Source organism: Paenibacillus lentus (assembly GCF_042714055.1).
Taxonomy (GTDB): domain Bacteria; phylum Bacillota; class Bacilli; order Paenibacillales; family Paenibacillaceae; genus Fontibacillus; species Fontibacillus lentus_A.
The window spans coordinates 505283-527465 of record NZ_JBHGVC010000002.1 but is presented as its reverse complement, the minus strand read 5'-3'; the positions used below and the strand labels follow the sequence as shown (position 1 = coordinate 527465).

The 22183-nt window shown below is 39.5% G+C and carries 28 protein-coding genes; 1 reads left to right on the top strand and 27 read right to left on the bottom strand.

What is annotated here, in order from left to right; all coding sequences use genetic code 11:
• Nucleotides 1-20: 20 nt before the first annotated feature.
• The 10 genes from ACE3MQ_RS06130 to ACE3MQ_RS06085 form a co-directional block, all read right to left on the bottom strand.
• Complete coding sequence (locus ACE3MQ_RS06130) at nucleotides 21-713, bottom strand: DinB family protein (RefSeq protein ID WP_379391656.1); 693 nt, start codon at nucleotides 711-713, stop codon at nucleotides 21-23.
• Nucleotides 714-1079: 366 nt separating this feature from the next.
• Entirely contained in the window at nucleotides 1080-1556 is a 477-nt protein-coding gene (locus tag ACE3MQ_RS06125; protein WP_379391654.1) for a DinB family protein, read from the bottom strand.
• A gap of 27 nt (nucleotides 1557-1583) precedes the next feature.
• Nucleotides 1584-1874: a DUF5316 domain-containing protein gene (locus ACE3MQ_RS06120; RefSeq protein WP_379391652.1), complete on the bottom strand. Its 291-nt coding sequence runs from the start codon at nucleotides 1872-1874 to the stop codon at nucleotides 1584-1586.
• 14 nt (nucleotides 1875-1888) lie between these two features.
• Nucleotides 1889-2533: a hypothetical protein gene (locus ACE3MQ_RS06115; protein WP_379391650.1), complete on the bottom strand. Its 645-nt coding sequence runs from the start codon at nucleotides 2531-2533 to the stop codon at nucleotides 1889-1891.
• 80 nt (nucleotides 2534-2613) lie between these two features.
• Nucleotides 2614-3282 carry a cysteine hydrolase family protein gene (locus tag ACE3MQ_RS06110; protein WP_379391648.1) on the bottom strand — a complete coding sequence of 223 codons (669 nt, stop codon included), beginning with the start codon at nucleotides 3280-3282 and terminating at the stop codon, nucleotides 2614-2616.
• Between the two features lie 192 nt (nucleotides 3283-3474).
• The gene (locus ACE3MQ_RS06105; protein WP_379391646.1) at nucleotides 3475-4239 is read right to left on the bottom strand and encodes a class I SAM-dependent methyltransferase; all 765 of its coding nucleotides are present in this window, start codon (nucleotides 4237-4239) and stop codon (nucleotides 3475-3477) included.
• A gap of 213 nt (nucleotides 4240-4452) precedes the next feature.
• The gene (locus ACE3MQ_RS06100) at nucleotides 4453-5328 is read right to left on the bottom strand and encodes a copper amine oxidase N-terminal domain-containing protein (protein WP_379391644.1); all 876 of its coding nucleotides are present in this window, start codon (nucleotides 5326-5328) and stop codon (nucleotides 4453-4455) included.
• 165 nt (nucleotides 5329-5493) lie between these two features.
• Nucleotides 5494-6300, bottom strand: a complete 807-nt coding sequence (locus ACE3MQ_RS06095) for a GNAT family N-acetyltransferase (protein WP_379391642.1) — start codon at nucleotides 6298-6300, stop codon at nucleotides 5494-5496.
• Nucleotides 6301-6815: 515 nt separating this feature from the next.
• The gene (locus ACE3MQ_RS06090; RefSeq protein WP_379391640.1) at nucleotides 6816-7322 is read right to left on the bottom strand and encodes a DUF4188 domain-containing protein; all 507 of its coding nucleotides are present in this window, start codon (nucleotides 7320-7322) and stop codon (nucleotides 6816-6818) included.
• A gap of 559 nt (nucleotides 7323-7881) precedes the next feature.
• The gene (locus ACE3MQ_RS06085) at nucleotides 7882-8340 is read right to left on the bottom strand and encodes a hypothetical protein (RefSeq protein ID WP_379391638.1); all 459 of its coding nucleotides are present in this window, start codon (nucleotides 8338-8340) and stop codon (nucleotides 7882-7884) included.
• 390 nt (nucleotides 8341-8730) lie between these two features.
• On the opposite strand from ACE3MQ_RS06085, the gene ACE3MQ_RS06080 reads away from it, so the two are divergent.
• The gene (locus ACE3MQ_RS06080) at nucleotides 8731-9045 is read left to right on the top strand and encodes a hypothetical protein (RefSeq protein ID WP_379391636.1); all 315 of its coding nucleotides are present in this window, start codon (nucleotides 8731-8733) and stop codon (nucleotides 9043-9045) included.
• Nucleotides 9046-9215: 170 nt separating this feature from the next.
• On the opposite strand, the gene ACE3MQ_RS06075 is transcribed toward ACE3MQ_RS06080, so the two are convergent.
• The 17 genes from ACE3MQ_RS06075 to ACE3MQ_RS05995 form a co-directional block, all read right to left on the bottom strand.
• Nucleotides 9216-9917: an N-acetylmuramoyl-L-alanine amidase family protein gene (locus ACE3MQ_RS06075; protein ID WP_379391634.1), complete on the bottom strand. Its 702-nt coding sequence runs from the start codon at nucleotides 9915-9917 to the stop codon at nucleotides 9216-9218.
• Nucleotides 9914-10309: a phage holin family protein gene (locus tag ACE3MQ_RS06070; protein ID WP_379391632.1), complete on the bottom strand. Its 396-nt coding sequence runs from the start codon at nucleotides 10307-10309 to the stop codon at nucleotides 9914-9916. Before ACE3MQ_RS06070 ends, ACE3MQ_RS06075 begins: the two co-directional genes overlap by 4 nt.
• A gap of 84 nt (nucleotides 10310-10393) precedes the next feature.
• On the bottom strand, nucleotides 10394-10849 hold the full coding sequence (locus ACE3MQ_RS06065) for a hypothetical protein (RefSeq protein ID WP_379391630.1): 456 nt from the start codon (nucleotides 10847-10849) through the stop codon (nucleotides 10394-10396).
• A 246-nt stretch (nucleotides 10850-11095) separates the two neighbouring features.
• Nucleotides 11096-12112 carry a phage tail protein gene (locus tag ACE3MQ_RS06060; RefSeq protein ID WP_463139993.1) on the bottom strand — a complete coding sequence of 339 codons (1017 nt, stop codon included), beginning with the start codon at nucleotides 12110-12112 and terminating at the stop codon, nucleotides 11096-11098.
• A gap of 278 nt (nucleotides 12113-12390) precedes the next feature.
• Nucleotides 12391-12498: a CD1375 family protein gene (locus ACE3MQ_RS06055; protein WP_379391628.1), complete on the bottom strand. Its 108-nt coding sequence runs from the start codon at nucleotides 12496-12498 to the stop codon at nucleotides 12391-12393.
• On the bottom strand, nucleotides 12491-12919 hold the full coding sequence (locus ACE3MQ_RS06050) for a hypothetical protein (protein ID WP_379391626.1): 429 nt from the start codon (nucleotides 12917-12919) through the stop codon (nucleotides 12491-12493). The genes ACE3MQ_RS06055 and ACE3MQ_RS06050 overlap by 8 nt, the downstream gene beginning before the upstream one ends.
• Before the next feature lie 20 nt (nucleotides 12920-12939).
• On the bottom strand, nucleotides 12940-14433 hold the full coding sequence (locus ACE3MQ_RS06045) for a pyocin knob domain-containing protein (protein ID WP_379391624.1): 1494 nt from the start codon (nucleotides 14431-14433) through the stop codon (nucleotides 12940-12942).
• Nucleotides 14390-14614, bottom strand: a complete 225-nt coding sequence (locus ACE3MQ_RS06040; RefSeq protein WP_379391622.1) for a hypothetical protein — start codon at nucleotides 14612-14614, stop codon at nucleotides 14390-14392. The genes ACE3MQ_RS06045 and ACE3MQ_RS06040 overlap by 44 nt, the downstream gene beginning before the upstream one ends.
• A gap of 68 nt (nucleotides 14615-14682) precedes the next feature.
• Nucleotides 14683-15450, bottom strand: a complete 768-nt coding sequence (locus tag ACE3MQ_RS06035) for a stalk domain-containing protein (RefSeq protein WP_379391620.1) — start codon at nucleotides 15448-15450, stop codon at nucleotides 14683-14685.
• 63 nt (nucleotides 15451-15513) lie between these two features.
• The gene (locus tag ACE3MQ_RS06030) at nucleotides 15514-15933 is read right to left on the bottom strand and encodes a hypothetical protein (protein WP_379391618.1); all 420 of its coding nucleotides are present in this window, start codon (nucleotides 15931-15933) and stop codon (nucleotides 15514-15516) included.
• 28 nt (nucleotides 15934-15961) lie between these two features.
• Nucleotides 15962-16237 (bottom strand): DUF3221 domain-containing protein, encoded by a 276-nt coding sequence (locus tag ACE3MQ_RS06025; protein ID WP_379391616.1) that lies wholly within the window; start codon nucleotides 16235-16237, stop codon nucleotides 15962-15964.
• Nucleotides 16238-16347: 110 nt separating this feature from the next.
• On the bottom strand, nucleotides 16348-16938 hold the full coding sequence (locus ACE3MQ_RS06020; protein WP_379391614.1) for an AAA family ATPase: 591 nt from the start codon (nucleotides 16936-16938) through the stop codon (nucleotides 16348-16350).
• Nucleotides 16939-17018: 80 nt separating this feature from the next.
• The gene (gene yqeK, locus ACE3MQ_RS06015) at nucleotides 17019-17642 is read right to left on the bottom strand and encodes a bis(5'-nucleosyl)-tetraphosphatase (symmetrical) YqeK (protein ID WP_379391869.1); all 624 of its coding nucleotides are present in this window, start codon (nucleotides 17640-17642) and stop codon (nucleotides 17019-17021) included.
• A gap of 345 nt (nucleotides 17643-17987) precedes the next feature.
• Nucleotides 17988-18218, bottom strand: a complete 231-nt coding sequence (locus tag ACE3MQ_RS06010; RefSeq protein WP_379391612.1) for a hypothetical protein — start codon at nucleotides 18216-18218, stop codon at nucleotides 17988-17990.
• A 48-nt stretch (nucleotides 18219-18266) separates the two neighbouring features.
• On the bottom strand, nucleotides 18267-19046 hold the full coding sequence (locus ACE3MQ_RS06005; protein ID WP_379391610.1) for a DUF695 domain-containing protein: 780 nt from the start codon (nucleotides 19044-19046) through the stop codon (nucleotides 18267-18269).
• Between the two features lie 447 nt (nucleotides 19047-19493).
• Nucleotides 19494-21161, bottom strand: coding sequence for a helix-turn-helix domain-containing protein (locus ACE3MQ_RS06000; protein WP_379391608.1), 1668 nt, complete (start codon nucleotides 21159-21161; stop codon nucleotides 19494-19496).
• Between the two features lie 24 nt (nucleotides 21162-21185).
• Nucleotides 21186-22142: an ABC transporter substrate-binding protein gene (locus ACE3MQ_RS05995; RefSeq protein WP_379391606.1), complete on the bottom strand. Its 957-nt coding sequence runs from the start codon at nucleotides 22140-22142 to the stop codon at nucleotides 21186-21188.
• Nucleotides 22143-22183: the final 41 nt, after the last annotated feature.

The window sequence follows — 22183 nt, the reverse complement described above, 5'->3', positions numbered from 1 at the left end:
TTAATAGACTAGCAGTTTCATTATTTCGTCTTTTGAATTTTTTGTTTGATCCGCATTGATTTGTTTAAATGTAAATAATTATGTCTGGTCGCTGGCATGAGAATTAGTCCTGCTATACTCTTCTTCCCCCAATATTCAAGCAACCATAGCGCTTCTTTCTTAACGGCACCTTGATCTTCAAGAATTTTAATTCTCCTTGCTTCAACCTTTTGCTTAAACTGACCAAGCTGCAAACCAGTTACGATCTCACGCGTTTTACGTCCTACTTCCATTCTATAAGCTAATAATGAAGAAATATCAATATTTGAGGTAAGATCAGCAACTTCATTTTCTGTCATTCCGTTACCTGTATTCATATAATCTACTTTAAGACGCTTATGCCAATCCCCTGAAAAAAGCACTTGTTCATCTTGATTTACCAGAACATTCATAGTCATATCTTCAATTCGAGTAATATGCCATATATGCCAGGCAATAGAGTTTATCGTTCCAGGAACGGCAACAGGGTACTTGCGCAATGTTTCTTCTTTTAGATCTTTAATTAATTCATCTTCAAGAGTAACGAAAGGCAGATTGTTGATTTGTGATGAGTGCAACAAACTATGTTGGTGAAGAAGTAGGTCTATCGTATTCTTATGTTCCGAGGTTTTTAAAATTAAACTTGTCAATTTCTTGTGATTTTCATTCCATCGTTTTCTTTGGTTCAAATCCATTTAAGGGAAACCCTTCCTTTATGTATTATTGAGTTGATTTGATCGCCCGGCACAAATCCTCAGCTGAAATTACCTTAAGTTACATACAAAATCAATCATTCCTTCCCTTAATGCCTTATTATACTCCCTTTTCATAGCTTCATAGTCTGTGTTATCCCTAGCTATTTTAACGAGTTTATTTTGATCATTTAATAACTCAAAACCTCGGAGCAACTACCTTCACCAAGTTTTTTTCCTAATTTTATACTCACTTTTATTCCTCCTGCGGTATGTATTTTTTTATCAAAAAATGACCCAACCTTAGAATGCTCTGATCTTAGGCTGGGTCACTTGTTGTCTGAACTCATATTTTTAGAAATATAGAAATCATTTTCTTAAATAAACGATGTAATCTGTTTGTATACCCGAAAAACCTAAGTATCTAAGAATTGTAGAAATATTGCCTCTATGATAGGTTCCATGATTCACAACCTGCTGAATTATCTCTGAAATTGAATTCTGAAATTCTTCCCCCATTGTGTTTCTATAGGTTATTATTTTTTCTATATCACTAATCGTTAATAAGTATTCACGAATTTGTGATTGTAATTTGTTCATGTAATTACTAGCGTCATCAAGATTAATGATTTGTTTTGTTACAAGTGATGAGGGAATTTCTTCTTTTATCCGAGAAAAACAAATTTCATCAACGGAAATAAGGTGACCAATGACTTCCGCAATTGATTTGAATCCTAAATCTACTTCTTTCAAAAATAGATTCCCCGGCAATGTTCGGAGATAACTAATCACTCTTTCGTTCGCCCAAATATTATAATCGTACAACAAAAGAAACTGTTGATTCATCCGAATCCCTCCTCAAGCTATCTTTATTTAGTTAGTTAGTACATAGATTACAAGAGCTATTATAAGAAAGGGAAGACCACATAAAAACAACACTGCTGAATACTTTTTTTTAAAATCCTTATTTTCTTTCGACTCAACCATATAATTTGCTCTTGCTCTATCCCCACTAATAAAAGCTCCTGTCAATATCCCCGCTAACAACAACAGAACAATACCGATTCCACCAGTTACGTTTATGGCTAGCCCCCAACCACTTAAGAGACCTAAACATAAAGCAATAGCAGCACCTACAGTTGTTCCTATTATCAAAATTCTCATAGTGATCACTTCCTTTAATATAGCGGAATTTCTAAGCTCCATTCTTCAGCTAGTTCTTTCCATTCCTTTGACGTTTCACTAATAAATTTATCGACTCTGTCGTTAGTAAAATATTTCGGTACTATTTGAGGCTCATTCTTAGGATCTTGCAACCAATTCACCTTACTATCTCTATATTGATGGACTTCATCCTGCGTAACAAAAGGATTTATTTCATATCCTCTTGCTTTTATGAGTTTTATAAATAATGTATCAGAGTTTTCGATTGATCTTAAAAGGTTAAATTCTATTTGACTGACTTCATCGTTATAAGTCTTTCTTATATCCTTCATTTCTCCTTTATAATTATTCTCAAAATCATAATATATGGTATCTGTCCATCTTAAGTCCGTATATATATGAGAAAAATAACCTAATACGAAATCCTTCCATTCTGGATGGGATTGCTTTATTAAATACTCCTTACACTTCTCCAAAATTAATTCCTTAGCCGCTAATTTATTATTATGAACAAGATGAGTAAAGCCTTTATCTTCTCTTGATATCTGTCCTCGCATATGTACGGCATCTGGTGATATACTGCCTAACAAAAAATTCGGCGAGGGGTTTCCAGATGAAAGGTTATCCGATACTGCAAAATGAACCATTGGCCACGGCAATTTAATTCCCCCCTTTAACCCCACTTTTTATAAGTAATAACCCTCGGTATAGCCAGTTCTCTATTTCTGTGAATACTGGGTTATACACAATTGGGGCCAGCCTCGAATTCACTTTTCAACTCACTAATAAATTTATGGGTATGATATATCCTTACCCCTATATTACTAAGCTCTGTAAGTCCTCGTTCGTATGTACCTGACACTGCATCCTCAATCATAATTAATCGATAATCTCGTTCACTCGCTTCGTAAATACTAGTACGCGGGCAATTTGGAAAGTTACAACCAATGAAGACTAACGTATCAACTTCCAAGCGTCTCAAAAACTCGTCTAATTTTGTCTGATAGAATGCTCCCCAACGAGGTTTATAAATGGCCCATTCATGACTACCAACTTGTTGAATTTTGCCTGCCAAGAGTTCATCGAAACGAAGTTCTTGAAAGCCAATTGGTTTAATCACATCTACCAGATCTGCCCCCTCCGTGTCTGGATTTACAATTCTTCCTCCAGATTCAATGATTTCTTTTCTACAAATATCCGCATTAGAGCCATCTGCCTTATAAATTCTTAGGACATGAATAATGGGCAGCCTGTTTTTCCTACATACTTCTAATATCTTAACCATGTTGGATAAAACCTCATATGTTCCTTTAATTTCAGCTGTGGCGCCAGGCAAACTAAAATCATTCTGTGTATCAATCGTTAGTACAGCTGCATTCCGAAGGTTTGGAACCGTATATTTCTCCATAGTCGATCTCCCGTCCCTTTATCGATAAACGCCCCCTTTAGATAGCAGTTATCTTAGGTGGGCGTCTGTGTTGGTAGCTCTATTTCTGTGTACCTCTTGATCCTTAACCAAGGGCTTTCCTCTTTAAATCCCCCTACTGTAAGAATGTGTAAGTCTTATCCATCTCACTCCTGGAATAATTTGTCACCCTCGTCATGTTTTTATATCACAGTCTATGTATCTCTCCGCCAATATCGTAAATTCCCAAGGAATATTTTCATTATTCCATCCGCGATGCTCATCAAACTTCTTCAATTTGAAACCTGATGAAAGAACAGAATTAATAATCTCGCTTAAAGTAAATAAACGAATGGAGACATCAGGAAAATCCAGTTGTTCCTGTTCATCAAAGAAACCTTTGTATGCCACGTCCCCGCTTCTTAATTCTATATCAAAATAGTCAACTTCTCCTTGACTAATAATGCATTTTCTTAGAGGATGGAAGTCACTAAGAATCATACTCCCTCCATCTTTTAATAATTCATAAAGAATAGACATAAACTTATCAATATCGCCAAAATAATGTAGTATCCCTCCCTCTAAGTATAGAACATCGAAATATCCCCCGTATTTCTCCAAATCAATGTCGTAAATATCCGTAACGATATAGTCGATTTTAGTATTCGTACTTGCTGCTAATTCTAAAGCATATTTTTTATTTTCCTCGGAGATATCGAATACGGTCACCTCTGCACCTAATAAAGCCAACGGAACTGCTTTCCTTCCATTTGATCCACAAAGATTAGCTACTTTTTTATCTTTAACATGTTCAAAGTAATGTTTATGCTTTTTAAGATTTTCTATTGGATTTTTTAATATTTGAATAGCTTTTTCCTTAGGTGAACCATCTCTTTTATTCCAAAATTCATATGCTCGATATTCCCATGCCTTTTTATTTCTTTGACTTTGTTCATTCAATTTGTTTTTCCCCTCTCTGATATTTCAACAATGCATTAATGTATACAACGTTTCTCGTATCCACAAAAAGACCCAGCCTGTAGATGGCTCTTGTCTTAGGCTGGGTAGTTAATTGATTGCGCATCTTCCATGATTATACATCTGTCAATCAAAGGGCGGTAGCCCCACTATGTTATTGGATAGGATATGACACTGGATCATTTCGGCATTAGCTTATGGCCTGATAACCGTACGTTTCTCTCCCTTTATTGGTATTACTGTATCCTTAAATTCGCTATAATAGAACTTCCCCAACTCCGTATCGTTTCCTTGAGAGTCTACTATTCCATAAGTAAATAAGCCGGCCATAAATTCGTCCAAGAAATAAACATAGCTTTTAAATTCTGGTTCCTTTCCCCACTCCCGGTTAGCTACGTTATCCTTTTGCCACTTGTGTATCGCGAGCCCTTCGTCATTTACTTCATAATAATGTTCGCTATAACCAGAAGCACTAACTGTAAAACGCAGTGCTTCACCTTCTGGAAAAGTATAATAGTAATGGTGGTAGCCTTCTCCGAATTGGAGCGCCGGCGCTTCTCCGTTTACTCTAGCTAGTTCAAACGCAATCCTGCGGGCTTCTGTAAGATCCCCACGCATTAAAGTTTCATATTGAGCCTGCCCCGTAGGGGTACGAACAATGACTCGGTCATCTTTAGCATTAAATTCAATATGCGCTCCAAACGTCTCCGTGATAAAACGAAGCGGCACATAGGTCAGGCCGTTCTTATTAACAACTTCAGCCTCTAATTGCACTTTTTTGCCGTTAACCGTAGCTGTCTTATCCCCAACTCGAAGCTGAACTGTTATACTGTTACCTTTATTGTGAACCGAAGCGATCCTCGTCTTGGGATCATAAGCATAAACAAGCCATTCTTTATCGCTCAATGCCCTTATTGGCACCCATGTTCGTCCTTCTATCGTTAAAGAATTATGCTGATACTCTCCGTTCACGAAAACAGTTGAGGCTGCATATGCGGAAGAATTCGCTAAAAAGAAACTCCCCAGTATTACGGAACAAACCAGGTATTTCATCCATCTATTCAAGAACATCACAACTCCTTTTCAAATTTACTTACAAATATCAGGACGTTAGCATAGTGGAAAAGTTCCGCACATTATGCCTCGATCATAGAAAACCCAGCCTTGGATCACTCTGTTAAGGCTGGGTCGTTCCGCTTCTCTAAATATGGGGTTTAGCTCCCTTATTTATTTAGTTCAAAGCTCTGTCCAGGTTGTTCTTACATACCCGATCTTCATACCTATACTCTCCATATTTCTATGGCTTTGGGTTAAAAAACCGGCTTGACTAATTACGATACTGCAATTGTTTATTGTCGCCTCATATAATCTTCTTCGTATTAATGCTTGTTGAAGACCATTATTCCGATATTCAGGCAATGTTCCAGCAAAAGTTAAGGAAGCCACGGAATCCTTCGTATACATGACACCTACAGCAGCCGGAACATCACCCTTCATAGCTACAAAAAATTTCCAGCCTGGTCTACCGCATAAAATGAGATTATTTTGAGCGACATGAGGAATGCCTTCATCGGGAAGTCCAGTACTCCGGCAATGAATAGTTGCATAGGTTTGAAATTCCTCCGTAGTAATTTCCCTAATACTTATATCACTTAACTCAATAATTGAATCATCTACTATAGGATAGTATAAAGATGTATGAAACCCCGATTGATAAAAACCTCGTTGGGCAAGTTCTTGTAAAAGTCCCTGATCTACTCGCGATGGAACAATCTCAAATTGAACCTTTCGCTTTCTTGATTTATAAAATTCAACAATCTCGTCAAGTAATTCAATCTCATTGCTGCTTATGCCCTTTACCGTATTAAAAGCTGGCCAAGGCATTGTTTCACTATATAGCGCTATTGAGTTGCCAAATGGTTTTATCTCCACCCCCTCTGGATTGCCTGGTCTTTCTTGAATAGCCTTCATTCTGTCCAGCATATAATCCAGTTCGGACTGTTCTATTATTTCAACTGTCTCTTGGGTTAATGTTTGTGACATAAGTGGATCACCTCTCCAAAGTGCCTGATTTATGAAACAACCCATCCTAATTTAGATGAGGAAAATCGATGATACCGACTTAACTAATGAAAGCTTTCGGATATTTTAGCTCCCTTTTAATTTTTTGAAGCATTCCTTCCTCCCAAAAACCATAAAGACCTCATCTGGCACTTCAAACTGCTTCAATTCAAGTCCAAATTATCTTGCTGGTTGAAATCCTAATCGTGGATAGTAGCTAGGATGATGATTGCGAATCTTCCATGATTATACATCTGTCAACTAGAATACAAAATTGTTGCTTTTGAAAATCATTAATCTGCAAATTAGAAATAACATATTCAGTTTCTGAGATGTTTCTAAGTATCATAAAGGCTCACCTTCCATAGCATTTCTTACGTTAATGGGTTCTCCCAAAATCTTTTCCATAACATTGGATACCTCTCCTCCAGCTCCTCTTCTTCCCAATCAAGATCAATTTCTGCTGGTCTAATTTCATATCCCCGATCTTCTTATCATTATTTTGGATTATTCGGAGTTGGGACAGCAGGATCATTTTCTCCACCCAACCTTCTTTTTGAGGTTTCCATTCTACCTACTGCTGGGATATGCCTGCCTGCTTTTCCTAAACCAAATTTAGGCATATTTCCATAAATACATTCATATTGTCCGGGTTGGATCATATAGGTTTCATGGTAAATTCCTACCGTCCCATCAGTCCCAATCGATTTATTGAATTTAATCCAAGCTTTTAAATGAATTCCTCCCCGAGCATACTTCTCTAGTTGTTCGTAGCTTCTCCAATATTGTAATAGAGTAATCCCTCTCCAATTCCAAAAAAATTCTGTACTTATAAATCCATGCTCCGGGTTCTGATATAGCTCTTTAATCATCGGTCCCATTGCTTTTACTACGGGAATCCATTTATGCAAGGCAAACCATCGGTTTATTCTCATACCAATTACAAATACAACAAATGAATCTTCCATTTGAGCTGAGTACCTACCCGAAATAACTTTTCCCATTTCGTTCACTCCTAATTTAGTGAAGTATTTATTACAACTTTATTCCACCCATACTTCTTCTATGTTGACCTCTTCATTATTCTTGAATCTAAAATGTAAATTCATCGAAACTAGCTTTCTTGACGGTATATGTATAAGCTATTTGGTATATGACCAACTGCTAGTACCATGCTACTAAGAAATAATAGATACGAGTGTAAAATAATTGAAGCACTAAAAAAATATAACCATTCCTATTAGTGCTAGTACTTCATATAATGATTCATTACGTATTGCTGAAAAAACGGGGATTACTAAAACACCAATCCTTCCAATTCCCTTTGGCAATATTGTATATACGATTACCAGTTTCTTTTATATTTTCAGGTTATTATTAGGCGGTAGCCCTATCATCAAAAAGCTTGGGAGCAATACGAGAAAAGGGATGATTAAATTAAATAAATGAAGCATTCTACTTCTCCTTCGCAAATTACGAAAACTTTTTTTGATTCTTATCCGGCAACTAGTGTTACATTTATCTAGCATCCTAGTTTATCGAATTACGATGCAGCTTTCTTTGTTATATCCCACAATGAATTACATAATTTTTAGTGTTTATTGCCTTCTCAATTACTGTTAATAAATTACTTAATTGATCGATAATATCCTTCTTTTTGAATACATTCTTCTCATAATAACCTTTTGTGGATTCAATTTCCCAGCCATAATTCCCAGTTAAAATAATTACTTCCGGTCCGTTTATAAAAAGATTTCTCCAAGAGATAATAATATCTTTGAATTTTCTTATGTTTTCTTCCTCTTTAATAATAGTGTACCCATAACGATCTAACCCTTTTTCATATGCCCCATTTGGATACCATCCCTTTATCCAATCTAGTGTGTCACTGATATAACTTATTAACTCATCATCGATCGAAGCATGAGGTGTAACTTTTATCCCATTAAGGACTATACCTTTTTCATTCCAAGTAAAGTCGGGATTAACTTCTAGTCCAACAATAAAATCATGATTAGGCACTATAAACTTCCTTTCAGGTTGTAATAGATGAACCAATTAAAGAATCATTACTTAGTTGAATATTATATATTGCCATGATTACACCAATTCTTTGGTCTCTCGCCAATATTTACGAAATAACCCAGCCTTAGATAACTCTTAAGATAATACGTATATTTAATTCGTTTAAAAAACGTGAAACCCTTTATCTATGCGGTTTTCACGTTTTTTGAAGAGTTGTGAAGTGTGCAAAAGTAGGTATGTTTTGTGGGCAAGTTGTGGGCAATGTCACCCCATAACCGATTTAACAGACCGTGCCAGTATTAGTCGAGCATGGTCTGTTTAGTTACATATTTAAAAGGCTATGGGCATATTTTAGAAATGAGTTACTTAATAAGAGGAGGTGGCGCAGTGGAAAAGGACCCCCTGCCAATATCGGAAATACCGAAACTAATCAAGAAAGAATTCATTGACCTTACGGAACATCATGAAAAAGTGTTTAATTTCTTTTTGGAGAACCCAAAAGAATTTTTAGACAGTACAGCAGAGCAAATCGCCTCTAAAACCTTGGTTAGTAAAGACGCTGTCTATAGTTGTGTTGCTAGTTTATTTAGTGGAAATTGTATAAGTGGTATCTTTGGTGCAGATTGTAGAAATTCAAAACAGGATAGAGAGAGAAAAGCTATAGAAATTGCAAAACATCTAAATAAGTATAAAATTCCCTAAGCGAGGAACTGAATATGTCATCGTAGATTTTGTCCACTATATCTTTCAGAAATATATGACGCTCATGCTGGGCGTACTAAAATTAAAGACCCTGCCATTAACGGCAGGGTCTTTATACCGATGTTTTCGGGTTGCGCGGCGGTATTCGCTACGTAGCCACATTATACCATCTATTTCAGTAATCTTCCAAGAATAGTTCCCAGCGTGCCCACGTCCACCGGATCGGTTGCCTTCCAATCCGGGCTAATATTGGCGTTCTTAACAAGCCAATCCTTGCCCTTCTCTTTCCACTCAGGTGCTTTTGCCACGGTTGCCCCCTCCCTTCGTTTTAATCCCAAGTATTTAGCAATCCCGGACACATGCCCCTGGATGATCGCCTCGATCACCTCTTGCCGTTTAAGCTTGGCCGCATCAGTTGCTACATCGATAAACAAGTTCTCGGACAGCACTGCCGGCATTTTGGATTCCCTAACCATGTGCAGATTCTTCGACTTCTTGCCCCGATCGTTTACGCCGAACGGTTTAAGCGCGGCCATGATCTCGGCATGCAGCACATTTTGAAATGCCGTGCCCATAGAAGATGCATTAGTATAGCGGAACGTCTCAAAGCCGCCAGCGCCGCCGCCAGCATTGCAGTGGATGGAGACCAGGATATCTGCTCCCGCTGCATTAGCTTTATTCGTTCGGTCTTTTAGCTCCAAAAATACATCAGTGCTACGGGAGAGCAGCACCTGAATGCCGTCATATTGCGATTCCAAGCGTTCCTTTACGCCGAGGGACACCGCAAGCGCGATGTCCTTTTCCTGTAAACCGTTGCCGACCGCTCCCGGATCTTTGCCGCCATGGCCAGCGTCAATCCATACCTTTTTCATTGTTCTCCTCCCTTTCCCTTCAGTACCTCAACAGCTTTTTTCAGACCAGGAGGAATAGCCGCTCCTAAACGACCAGCGTTTTCAATCAATGACAGTAACTCGTTGGCAAGATAGAAGAATATTGCCGCATCCCGGAATAGGTGGGAACCGCCCAATGCCGTATCTACCAAGTGTGCCACGGCAACAATAGCGAAGATAGAAACTTTTTTTGCAATGCCCCATCCACCTACTGTACTGTTTAGCTTGCCTTCTTTGGCTGCAGCACCAACCCCAGTGGCATAATCGATAATCACAAAAGCCAGTAGTATATTAAGCAAAGGCGACCAACCCCCAAACAAAAATGACGCCGCAAAACTTCCGGCGGCTAATGATGCTTTAATCACGTTCTCCATTGCTACCACCCCTTCAATATAAATAGCCCCGGGGATCCCGAGGGCAAAATAAAAAGCACCCGAAGGTGCTTTTCAAAAGAACTATTAATTTAACTCATGGTTTACAACATATAACCAGTAAACTATAGATGGATCAACGAATACTTTTGATTCTGCTCTAATATAGAGTGTCGCGCCAGCCGGAACATAAATATGAGAAATGCCAGTTCCGTCATAAGAATAGAAGATGTCTGTACTGCGCCCGTCTTTGTAAACAAGTTCATGTCCAATGTGGTACTTACTTCCACTACTATTATCAACCACAGCAATGAGAGTACTAATAAACTTATCTGAACCGGTATTATTTGTCCATTTATACCAGTCAACATCATATTGGTTGGATAAAGACATAGACATTACATAATTACCGGCTGCGGTAGGTTGAACCGAAAATGCTTGATCTTTTGTATCAGCAAACCCAGTAGCAGCATAAATAGGCGACGAAAATGTAAGTAATAGCATGGATGTAAAGAGAACGGTTAATATCTTCTTAAATTTCATGTTCTTCCACCCTTTACAGTTTATTAGAACCGCTAGATTCGACTCTATTATATAGCTTGCTAACTTAAAAAGAATCCAACGAAACTACCATATACTAGGATGTTTTATTTATGTTTGGAATTTTGTCAATCGCTTCAACGCCATCCTTGGACTGAAATACTCTAATCATTTTCAACACCCTTCGGAAAATATTTTATTCCTTCAGGCCTATATAAAGTCTATAAAATCTCACCGTAATTTGTTGCTTTATCCGAACGCCTCCCATTCCCATGTTAATCCTGAACCATATGTCATTACTGGAATATCAAATGTAGTTGTCTGCCTATTAATTGCATAAAACCTCGACGATACTGCACCACCACCACCAGGTCCAGTATCCGTTGTTTTAAATAACCTAGCATCGGATGAAAATAGATTCAGTGTCTTTTCTGAGTATATAGACAAATCTCTATAAGTCCTCAATCTCACGAGTATTAAGAAAGGTACAAACCCAATACCCGTGATTGTGACACAAGCCGAACTTTCAGTAGCACCAGTACTACCGGTGATTGTAAAAGTTTTATGTGAGTAGGTTGATACTGTACCACTCGCATATTTTGCTGTGTTTATCGTATTAATCTTATTAGCCAAAACGGTATTCGAATCACTCACGCTAGCAGGAACACCTTTAGATGCAATTGCATTCGCAATAGCTGTCTTTTCTGCGGTGGTCACACGCTCGAGCGCACCCTGTATTCCAAATAGATTAACATCTTTCGGGAAATTTGCAGCTACTAGATCAGGATCCCCAACAACATACCCACTACCATTGTGATACCCTGCTGGGATCACTTTGTTTGTTGTCCCAGGCGTAATCACTTGAGCGCCCCGATTAATGATTGCTGTCATCTTGCTAAGCAGTGAATCCCATGATTCGCTTGTGGATGCCGATATTCCCCAGGCAACAAGCGCGGCAACCACTTCCGCTTTCCGCTCATTGCCAAGCTGAAAAGCCGCTGCTGCTGCTGAGTTTGCGGCGTTGGCTGTAGTCTGGGCTGCTGCGGCCGCATCGTAGGCCGACTTTACTGCCTTTGAGGTTGCTGCCTGTGCTTCACTTGTACTATTCGTTGCATTCGACAGTTGCACAATCCCCGCTTCCGTTAACGATGCCGTTGGAACCTCAATATGATCCACATCCATACGCAACTGATTAATTTCTCGCCCAATGTTATTGAAGTCATCCGGTTTCACCGTATCCGTTAATGTCCAATCTGTTTTTGCCATGAATGAATACCTCCGCTTTTTATAGTTCGCAGCAGCTAATTCTTATCTCTGCTAAATTCATACTATAAGAAGCACAGGGTATTTATTGGCCTTATTGCGGACAGTAAGGGGACGTGGGGAGGACAGAAAAAATTCACTCTAGGGAGGCAGTCGGATCATTGTCAACACCCCTCGGCAAACTTTCTCAACATATTTGGCAAAGAATCTTGTGTACTCCGCCTCTTTAACCCCACTCCAACAAAATAGCCCCTGGGATCCCGAGGGCAAAATAAAAACGCCTATTCGGCGTCTAGAAGCATATCTTGTACTTGATCCTTCCAGCGAAGAGGCACGTCATCAAGCGTCTTAAGCGCCTTTTTAATTAAGTCACAGTAGATTTTAGCCATCACTCTCACCTCCCGAAATGAGTTCGGCAATCTCCGCAAGCGCGAGCTGCATTTCCGTCTTATCCGCTTCCTGGGCTTCGGCCAGCTCTGTGAGAGCAAGCTTAAGCTCGGTGTTCTCGGCTCTGAGCTGTTCCAGTTCGTCAGGCTCCGGGACATAATCAGCCGGATATAGTCCGCCGTCTTCGCCTTCAACGATTTCCATTTCGACGACTTCCGCACCATCGGGCAGAGGATTAGTAGGTTGATCCTCATACACCGGCACCCTCTCGAATACTGCTTCACGTATCAAACTCCCTTCCCCATCGTATTCAGCTGGCTCGACCTCAATCTCCTCTGAACCTACCTCTATCTGCTCCACCTTATAGTCCCAAGGGCCAATGTTTATAACTCGTCCGTCTAGCACTACGCACTCTTTTAGCATGTGGTCACCTCCTGTTTATTTTATGGGGATGTTGTGTTTACCCTTGCCCACCCCGTATTCCCCGTGCCGGATTCTTTTACATACAAAGTTGTCCCCGCGCCGCCGTTGTACCGTAAATGTAGCGATCCCACATTAGCTGCAACAACACCCTCCGGATTAGAGCCGGATGTGATAGAGACATTTCGACCGGACAGAACGGTTATGTCACCGTTGGTTATTTGAAGTGCCGCCCCGGTAGTCCCATCGCCTCGTGATATTTGAATTAACTTATTACCGGATGTATTTGTGTTGCGAAATATTCTTAGTATAGCTTGCTTGTCGGTCAGATCCGGGAAATTTGCTAGATCCCCAATCGTATCCGCATTTCCATTGCGCCAAACTAGCCCCTTCATCGTTTCGAAGTCTATATTTCCCGATACTGTTATGTCTCCACTTGGCGCCATCGCTATTACCTCTGACCAAGGCCCCCAAACGACGTTGAATTTAACTCTAAAAAAAGAGCGGTTGCCGTTATAGTTGGTAGCAAATTGTACTGCATAATCAGCTGCGGGGCTATTAATCTGTGTAACGTAACAGTTAGTCGTTGTTGGCTTATTGGCGGTACCGCCCACTGCGTAATAGCTCCCATTATTCGTTAAATTATTTAGGTCTGTCCCGGCTGACCTAGTGTTAATTGCAGGGGAGGCAGCTAGTTCTGATTTCTTCACAGTTTCTGCAAGCTGTGTATTAATAGTGTCGAGCTCGGCTTTACGTGCTACATCATCGCTCTCACTCGGGGCAGCAGCTTTTAACCGGCCCTCTGAGTCTCGTTTAACTAAGGTATCTGCCGTCGGGTTTGGCGTTGCATTTTCTAGTAAATCCTCCAAACCCGATATAGCCACAGCGTGTTCGTCCAGTAGTTCGCCATGTGCGACGATCTCAGCCAGCTGAGCAGCTGACAACAAACCGCCCTCGGTCAATGTGGCCGTCGGGATCGGATCAGCTCCGTGCTCGGTGTGGGTTATGCCGTGAGCTCCTGGGGCAGCTTCGCCCGTTGCCGTTACGGTAATCTCTCCGTTAATCGGGTTGGTAGTAACCGTTATTCCAATCCCGCCAACGATGTAAAACTGAGATGACGGATCCGCTGCAGTAATATCATTGACCTTGGCAAATGCGTTCTGGTTGACCTGGGCGCCCTCTTCGATGCCGTCTAACTTGTCTTGCTTCTCCTGCGTCATATAGACAACCTGATCCGCTACGTGATCAGCCAGCTCTGTTTCCGTATTGCCATCTGCCTTGGAGTCCCACGCAGCCTTTTGAGACGCCGTGACGTGAATATCGGCGTTCGCCACATGACCGTCCCATTTGGTTTTATCAGCCTTCGTGACGTGGATGTCCGCATTTGCGATATGGCTATTCACCGTGGCCGCCTTGGCGTCTACGTCGGCCTGGACTTTATCAAAACCGACATCAATTGTTCTAAAGTCTTGACTAATATCCTTGCTCGGAGTTAGGTTTGCGTACCTGTTCGCCATATGACTCAACTCCTTTCAATTGCTTGATTCCTATGCTCACTTCATCTTTAACTCCTTCCAAAATGGCCTCGCGTTCAATTGGAGGATAAAGCGAAATGACAGCTTGAATGACTTGGGTAATCTCCGGTACAGGTTTATTCGGATCGAGCTCAATCTTTAGTACGTTTTGTATTTGAGCCAAGTTCATCACCCTTTCAAGGCATAATAAAAGGCCCCGCTGATCAGCGAGACCTAATTAGTTATTTGATATTATTTTGTTTTGAACCAAACTCCACCAGTTCCGTCATACTTTCTCTCAAACACAACCAGGGGCGATTCATCATTCTTCTTAACTTGGAAAGCTACCCATCCTTCACTAGACGACCCAATGTAAATACTAGCATCGAGTTTTGGTTCAGGCGTGACAACCGACGGATAATCATAAGCAGTTCCCGAAGTGGAGACCAGCGTAAAATCACCGCCCCAGAGGCCAACGGCAGCATCTGATTTAGCATTTCTAGTAATTGTAACTTTAGCTTTGACCAGTATATATTCGTGTCCAGTATCTGGCTCGCGATTGAACATATTAGCCTCTTGTATCATTTGCCAGGCTTGCTCACCTCGAATGACTTGCGAGATATTTACGCTGCCGCCATAATCACTAATAATGTCCTTCACAGTAAACGGAAGCGTTGTTCCGATTTCCGCCGGATTAGACCTACTATTCGTACTCGACTTCGTATTTTCAGTAGCTTCTTGACTAGGAACACTTGGAGTATTAGGAATAGTAGCATTCCCCGCACTGTTGATCGTAATCGTACTCGAAGCACTATCATACGATACCGTTGCACCTAACATTTCCGATACTGCTCGCAAGGGTACGTATGTTGTGTTGTTAATTGTTTTCACTTCTGCTGTTGCCGCCTTGCCGTTAACAATTAACTTCAACTTCCCTGCTCCGTGAGCTCCAGCGGCAAATGACGATAGGGCTATCGCAGCAACACTCAAAGACAATAATAACTTATACCTTTTAGTCACCTAATCCCCTCATTCCTTAAAATATAGGAATATAGTACCATGATTTGGTAGATAGGTTAAGGATTAATTTTCCAGTGCTTGCAAGGCTTCGTTTACTAAGCGAAGTTCTGCTTCATTTTTCGATATAATACTTTCGTATTCCGTCAGTTGTTCTTCTTTGACCGCAACCCCTGGCGCAGGGCCGCCGTCTAAACCTGAGGTTTTTAAAATCTCAATCTCGGCAAGAATATTCTTCCGCCCCTCATAGGCTAAAGAAAGAATATTATCTTCAATACTGGCCTTTAGTTCTTCCAAGCTATTTTTGGAACTTCCGATGTACTTATTGTTAACTGGTGATGCCCCAGCAGTTTCATTTCCTGCACCATCGTTGGATTGTGAACCTTCGCTAGTAGTAATATTAATCGTCTTACCGGACACCTCTAAATCTACCCCCAGTGCATCAGACAGGGCGCGAACCGGGACATTAGTTCTGCCATCAATCACGGCACCCTTATCCTCCAATGTTTTCCCATTAACTACTACTGTATATTTGATAATATATTTTTTGACCAGGCTTTAAATTTCTTTTATTAGTACTTAGCCATATTGCTTCTCCGACATACTCATCCATAATGTCTTTCCAAGTCTTATTCATATATTTTTTCTCAATCACTAAAATACGGTTTTCAGTTACTTCCAAAATATATCCTTCACCTTCATTTGGAGACGTGTTTATTGAAGGCTCTCCCTTGGAATTACAACCAGCAATAAACATGATCATCATAGCTAGTATAACAATTCTCTTCATTGATGTTTCCCCCTCAACGCCAATGTTGAATGATTTCACTTTCCGTCATTCCAAGCTTTATTTCACCGACATCAAGATTCTTGTCTTCTTCGACTATACTTCCAAATATTCTATATTCTTATATGTTTTAATTTGGTTATGAATCGATCAAATTTCTTTTTAAGGGTTCCTCTACTATCTACTTGTAATTCAAGTTTGCACTCTCTTGCAATTCGATCAACTATTTCTTCTATGGTTAAACGATCTGTATGAATGTGTGTTTTAAACATTTCCTGAGATAAACTTGAAATACATCTATCAATTTGTTTTGCAGGCCATGAGTTTTTATGATCTCCTCTACTTTTCAATCGTTTTAATAATGTTTCTCGATTCGCTAGTAAGGTAAAATGATGGACTTCAACTCCATTAGAGCTTAACTTATTTATAATTTCATCGAAGTATTGAGGTTTAACAATCGTCATCGGCACAATTATAATTCCGTTGTATTCACTGTTTATTGTCTGAAGAACTGAAAAGTTAATCTCTCTCCATATAGCATGATCTTGAAAATCTTGTTTTAATATTTGTCTAGGAGCATTCTTTCTAATGAAGTATCCAACATTCTCAGGATCATAAACAAAAGAATTGGGAATTCTTCTATTCAATTCATAAGCTACTGTTGTCTTTCCAGATCCAAATGCACCGTTTATCCAAAGGATCAATGGGTTCACCTCTTTTATCTTACACTGCAAATGATTTCAGCTAAACGTTTCTTTCATTTTCATGAACCCGGAAAAGCAAACTATACTAATCGCACTTTATCCTTTAAGTCTTCATATGCATCTGTTAACCAAGGATGAATCACCTTCAAGGTTTCTTTCCGGACCCACAAGAAATTTATATATGCAAATGCCCCGTGTGTAATTGATTCCTGTAAATTCCTGTTAAGTTCATTGATATAAGGGGGTGTCCCCTTCTGATCCCAGGAAATCTTGTCGGCTACGAACAAAACCTGGTCTAGCAATGTAGGATTTGCTCTTAATGTTGTATGACAACCTACTGCATTTAATATATCTTCATCAGTAATATTAAAGATTTCTTTAGCCATTACCTTCGAAATCTTCTGGTGAATAATCATTGGAAATCTTTCTTCTTCAGGTAATATCTCAATTTGTAATTGTCTTGCTGCATCTATTCTCTCGTTGTTTGGAAATACAGCGCTGATGTCATGTAACCATCCTGCAGTCTCAGCCGAGGTTGGATTGGCATCAAACATTAGAGCGAGTCTTCTTGATTCTGCACCTACATCAAAACAATGCTTTGCGGTATCTGAACATTGATTCAATGATAAGAATAAATCAATATCTGCCTTCAAATCTCCGGTAAAATTGATATGTTCCGTGAAGGGCTTGAAAATAAAATGCATCATTGAACCCCTTTCTCAATTGTAGTATCTGCTAACGTTCTGGTAATTACGAAACGACCCAGCTTCAAATTGCTTTATTAGGCTGGGTCGTTGGATACCTGATCCATGAATACAGTGTTAGCTGAAATTTGTAATATCCTCGATATGCTCAAAATCCCATTCTTTAAAAATAACATCCATTTGCTTGGATGCTCTATTTACAAACGTACCAACTGCATCATCTGTAAAGTGCCCGATGGATCCATTATTCTCTGCTGTTTTGTATAACTAACTGCAACATTCAGATGAACCATTGGTAAAGGCATAGTTTAATCTCCTTCACATTTGAATTTTCAGTAATATTGTTTATTCTTTATAACCTTTAAATATATTCACAGCAGATATAACACATAATAAAAACAATAATAGTAATCTTAACCAATCCATTAAAAGCCAAAATTTACCACCGCTCACAATATCGGGACTTATGTTATATTCATCCACAAAAATACCCAAATTCCAAAATAACTTTAATGAAATAATCAGTGAAAGAAAACTCAATGCAAATATTAAGATTGATAGTATTCTTTTATTCAATATAGTTTACTCTCCTTGCTATCATTAATTATACAAATATTCAATATCTTATCTCGACTTAAAAATTCTTTTCAACCTGTTGAGAAGACCTTCCTGTTCTTTTATTACTTTAGTTTCCCAGCCATCATAATCTCCATCATATTCCTGTGATGCTTCTACTAAATAATCGGTCACATCACTAATAGAGTGAAGTTGTACTAAATCAATTCTAGAAATGATCAACGAGTACTTATCACCTGAAGTTTCCTGCTCTTCGATATGAAATCCGTCATTTTGAACTTTCTCTTTAAAAAGTTCACGTGACTCAGCGGAGCTGAAATAAATCCAATGCTTCACTGTTCGCGGTTTTTCCAAGTTGTCTCCAAGTTCACAAAGTTTATTTACTAGCTGTCTGTTAGTCATCCGATGCCAATCAGATTTACCGGGATATAGGAACTCATAATAGAAAGCTCTTGGCTTCTGCTCTTCAATACGATCGATGCTGTACTTATAATTTACAAGAAATTTTACAGCAAGACTCTCCAAAGTGCTTCCATCCAATGAATCTGTATAGTAGAAAAAATCTCTTCTGCCTTGAGTCGTAATCCTTCCTACAAACATATAATTACTATCTAAAGAATCATGGATTGAGTCTTCAAGATCATACAAAACTGCTGCTTCTTGATCGCAGGTGAGGCCATCTTCATTCGGTTCATTTAAGGTTACCCTGAGCCGGTACAAATAAACTAACATTTCATTTGCACCATTTTTCCAAGGCTCCAAATCCAGCAAGAATGAAGCTGGTTTATTATCAATAAAAGTTAAGTATGTATTCCAATTATCTGACATTTTAGCACCGCCTTATGTATTTACAAAATGACCCAGCCTTAGATTGCTCTTATCTAAGCTGGGTCATTTGTTGTCTAAGTTTCTACCATGATTATACACCTGGTAACCGAGGGGCGATAGCCCTGACAAGAATATGATGTTATACGAGCCCCTTCCCTCTACTTCGCATATCCGCTTTGGTTCGCATAACTCCAAAGGGAGAAAATACGAAGTGCCGAACAAAAAAAACTTCAAGTTAAACTCCGATTGGAAAATGCATTCGAAGCTATCAATATGGCCTGGAAAAGCTCCGTCAGCATCTCGTCACTGTGGAAATGCAACTACAGGATCTTTCGTCCGCTGTGTTTTGTTTGAATTTTCAAGCTACGAAAGTTGAGTTAGTAATGATTAGTAAACAGGATAAAACGAAGCCTGCTTGGTATGTACCTTTTTTGATACTAAACCTAATCACATAGTTTCCCTCTTAAAAATATACAGTAGCATCTCTAACAACCGTTCACGTGTGATGGGGTCTTCATAATTCCATGTAGCATCCATATAATGAATCTTATCGGGAGTTAACTCGGCTATAGCCGCGATCTGTGGACAGTGAGCAACTGTTTGCAATTCAAGGGGAGAAGCCAAGATGAAATTACGATCTCCAACATAGTGATTCGATTGTTGCTGCTCAATTTCTATCCATTTTTTCTCTTGCTCGATGAGGTTCATCACTCTAGCAGAGGGTCGAAAGCCAAGTGATTCATACAAGGTGGCTGCTAACCCATTGTGGCCCATAATATAAAGTTTTGCCCCTAACTTGAGATAAACAGTAGCCGTCTCCCCAGCAACATAAGCATGTGCTAATTGCCTACGCACCAGTCTTACTTTGTCCTCATATTTAGTAATCCACTTCTCCGCCGCTTTACTACGTTCAAATAGTTTAGCGATATACCGTAACCGCTCAAATAGTCTAAACTTACTGTTCAGTATAACAGTAGGAGCGATCGCATCTAGTTTCTGCAAATCTTGTTCAGGATGAAAATAGCTAAGCAATAATAACTCCGGCTGCAGTTGTGCTATTTTATCCGGATCTGCCCAATACCCGATATTATGAATATTTCGCAACTTATTATGATAAATCACATTATCTTTCATGGTAGAGATGGCAGCTCCTATAGGAGATATGCCTAGAACTAGTAATTCTCCAAGTGTAAATTTGCCATCAGTCACAATACGTGTTGCATCATTAGGAACATGAACCTTTCTGCCAAGTGAATCGATAACTGTCTTTTGCTGAGTATGAAGATGGATATTTGCATATTCACGCGGAGTGTTTCCAGTTAATTTATGAAAGCACCGACTGAAATAGTATTCATCTCTAAATCCAATTTGTCGAGATATTTTTCTCAATGGCTCGGTGGAATTACACAGAAGTTCTTTTGCCTGGTTTATACGTAAATGGACCAAATAATCAGTTGGCTTTTTGCCGGTCAATGTTTTAAACTGTTGACTATATTGCCATCTGACCATTCCGGCCATGTTAGCTAGTTGTTCTACTGTCAAGTCCTCATCATAATGCTGTTCCATATAATGTACAGTATGTTGAATCATTTTTATCTTTTCTTCGCTCTGCAAATGGGAAGCTTGCTGATCTAACTGGGCCATCAACCCTAGAATTAGCTGAAGTCTACCTTGCATCATAGCCATTTCTGATGTGGATAGAGAGGAGCAAAATTGATTCCTCATCCATGCTTCATTCCCTAATACTTGCTTGACTTTAGAAAATAACAGACTATAAGGATAACCACAAAGCAAGGGTGGATGAGCAACCGGATTCAAAGTCATTCCTTCTACTTCAAAGGTTTCAAAGATAAAGCGCGCAAGCTGTGCCTCTCCGTTATTTGATTCCACAGTGTAGTGTTGTACAGGTAAAACTAGAATGCAGCTCCCTTGTCGCAGATCGATTGCAATTTTGTCTACATATAACCGTATACCATGACTGAGTGCTATCAATAATGTGCATGAATTCGTTTCATTGTCATTTATTCCTTCATTATGGCTACTCGCTGGCATCATCTGTTCAACTTGAAACCTATCATAGTGTTGTAGCTTCATATACAAGGATGCTAGATTCATAAGCAACTCTCCGACTACAATTTCTTACGGCCGCTGCATCCATTGCGGCAGCTTTCTAAACAATTGCTCCAAAGCTAACAAGCTATCTGTATTCCATTCAGCAGAAACAATGTAAACATTCCCCTTTTGAACTGCAGGCAGAGTCTTCCAGAGTGGGCTTTGTAGCATGAGATCAGCTTCTGTTTGACTTTCATCATTATCTTGTACAAGTACAAACAAATGATCACCAGCATACTCTGGAAGCAGCTCTTCTGAAATCGTAACGAATGACACCCCTTTTTCATCGATAATATTCTTCTTTACAGCTGGTGGGATGGCAAAGCCGTTCTCTCCATAAATAATGGCACCAAGTGAACGATTGCCCATAACATAAAGCGTTTTACCTAACTGGTAGAAAACTGTTGCTGTCTCCCCTTCTGCTAATTGAAGCTTATCAAACATTTCTTTCGACTGTGTTTCAAACTTAGCAGTCCACTCGGCTGCCTTTTCCTGTTGGCCAAAGATATTTCCCATCTCCTTTACACGTTCTGCGTAAGGAAGAGCTGGGTTGAAGGGGATAGTAGGAGCAATTTTCGACAATGCCTCATTTTGCTCTGTATCCGCATTGTAATAACTATTAATAATCAGATCCGGTTTCAAAGTTAGAATCACCTCTAAGTCACCTGGATGTCCAACATCAACTATTCCTTCCGTTTTACCTTCATAGTAACTATGATTAGTATGGATAAGATTACTACCAACGATTGGAATATCCATCACCAAGAAATCGCCAAGCGTCGGACCAATATAAACGACCCGTTTTGGATGTGCAGGTATTTCAGTCTGTTTCCCTGTAATCGTTGTATATTGAATTGTTTTCTCACTTTCCCCTACCTGTACATCGGATGCGTTGCCTCCAGAATTGCTGCATGCCGATAATATTAACAAGAGGAGGAAAATCCCTCCCCATAGCATAATTCGCTTTCCACGAAGTCTCATCACACTTGTTGCCCCTTTCCTTCTCGCATTCAATTGAAAATGAT

Coding starts and splice junctions, on each gene's coding strand:
- ACE3MQ_RS06095 (WP_379391642.1), bottom strand. CDS start 6,300: ATGTCACAAACATTAACCCAAGAGACAGTTGAAATAATAGAACAGTCC.
- ACE3MQ_RS06075 (WP_379391634.1), bottom strand. CDS start 9,917: ATGAAAAAGGTATGGATTGACGCTGGCCATGGCGGCAAAGATCCGGGA.
- ACE3MQ_RS06130 (WP_379391656.1), bottom strand. CDS start 713: ATGGATTTGAACCAAAGAAAACGATGGAATGAAAATCACAAGAAATTG.
- ACE3MQ_RS06100 (WP_379391644.1), bottom strand. CDS start 5,328: ATGTTCTTGAATAGATGGATGAAATACCTGGTTTGTTCCGTAATACTG.
- ACE3MQ_RS06110 (WP_379391648.1), bottom strand. CDS start 3,282: ATGGAGAAATATACGGTTCCAAACCTTCGGAATGCAGCTGTACTAACG.
- ACE3MQ_RS06055 (WP_379391628.1), bottom strand. CDS start 12,498: ATGGCTAAAATCTACTGTGACTTAATTAAAAAGGCGCTTAAGACGCTT.
- ACE3MQ_RS06045 (WP_379391624.1), bottom strand. CDS start 14,433: ATGGCGAACAGGTACGCAAACCTAACTCCGAGCAAGGATATTAGTCAA.
- ACE3MQ_RS06125 (WP_379391654.1), bottom strand. CDS start 1,556: ATGAATCAACAGTTTCTTTTGTTGTACGATTATAATATTTGGGCGAAC.
- yqeK (WP_379391869.1), bottom strand. CDS start 17,642: ATGCATTTTATTTTCAAGCCCTTCACGGAACATATCAATTTTACCGGA.
- ACE3MQ_RS06060 (WP_463139993.1), bottom strand. CDS start 12,112: ATGGCAAAAACAGATTGGACATTAACGGATACGGTGAAACCGGATGAC.
- ACE3MQ_RS06120 (WP_379391652.1), bottom strand. CDS start 1,874: ATGAGAATTTTGATAATAGGAACAACTGTAGGTGCTGCTATTGCTTTA.
- ACE3MQ_RS06050 (WP_379391626.1), bottom strand. CDS start 12,919: ATGCTAAAAGAGTGCGTAGTGCTAGACGGACGAGTTATAAACATTGGC.
- ACE3MQ_RS06000 (WP_379391608.1), bottom strand. CDS start 21,161: ATGAATCTAGCATCCTTGTATATGAAGCTACAACACTATGATAGGTTT.
- ACE3MQ_RS06090 (WP_379391640.1), bottom strand. CDS start 7,322: ATGGGAAAAGTTATTTCGGGTAGGTACTCAGCTCAAATGGAAGATTCA.
- ACE3MQ_RS06025 (WP_379391616.1), bottom strand. CDS start 16,237: ATGAAGAGAATTGTTATACTAGCTATGATGATCATGTTTATTGCTGGT.
- ACE3MQ_RS06005 (WP_379391610.1), bottom strand. CDS start 19,046: ATGTCAGATAATTGGAATACATACTTAACTTTTATTGATAATAAACCA.
- ACE3MQ_RS06065 (WP_379391630.1), bottom strand. CDS start 10,849: ATGAAATTTAAGAAGATATTAACCGTTCTCTTTACATCCATGCTATTA.
- ACE3MQ_RS06070 (WP_379391632.1), bottom strand. CDS start 10,309: ATGGAGAACGTGATTAAAGCATCATTAGCCGCCGGAAGTTTTGCGGCG.